Annotated in this window: 1 protein-coding gene; it reads right to left on the bottom strand. The window is 34.5% G+C overall.

The annotated features are described in order from the left end of the window. Positions 1-128 precede the first annotated feature (128 nt). On the bottom strand, positions 129-293 hold the full coding sequence (locus V7149_RS24860) for a hypothetical protein (RefSeq protein WP_335348245.1): 165 nt from the start codon (positions 291-293) through the stop codon (positions 129-131). Between the last annotated feature and the right edge of the window lie 455 nt (positions 294-748).

Genomic DNA, 748 nt, shown 5'->3' with positions numbered 1-748 from the left:
CTCAAAACGGAACGGCTTAGCATGAAAAGCATTTTTTTTAGTAACCCTACTGATCAAACGTTTGATTAGCGTAGGTCTAAATACACATACTCACCATAAAAAAATGGGGGGCACAGCTGCTCCCCTCATCATTTATTTGCGATCTGTTTTTTTGTTCTTTTCATTTGCTCAATTAATTTCTTCGTTTGTAAATCTTGGTCGTTCGACTGCTTATTGGGTGCAACGTATACACCATTTTCAACAGCATTTTCTAGCTGAAGAATTTGTTTTCTACTAATTGTTCTGATTTTCATAAATCGAAAACCCTCCTCAGAAATAAGTTGAAACCAACTTCTCTGCAGCTTCTGTTTCCAGAACCATTTGACGTGTCTTAGGATTTAACAATCCAGCCTCTAAAGTTCTTTGGTAATGATCCACTAATTTTGTTTTTGCTATAAGGTTACATATCTTCATTAATTCTTACTATTATTATAAATTATCGGAGAGTCTCCATTATTATTATACACACAAGAATACATAATAATTCGGGCGGACACTTCATGGGAAAATTCCTTGTCCAGGAAGCGTCCCCGTATCCATATACCAGGGTAAATCTATCTGTAGCGTTTCTTAAGCACAATTCCATTATTTAAACGTACGTTCAGCTGTTTGTTCTTTTTAAACGAATGCTAATACTGGCAGAACAACACTGAATTACATATTACTAATAAACAAGACGTTAATATATTCTACTTATTTGTTATACACT

The sequence above is a fragment of the Bacillus sp. JJ1503 genome (assembly GCF_036965125.1).
Lineage (GTDB): Bacteria > Bacillota > Bacilli > Bacillales > Cytobacillaceae > Cytobacillus.
Note: the sequence above shows the minus strand (reverse complement) of the source record. Positions and strands in the feature narration are given on the sequence as shown.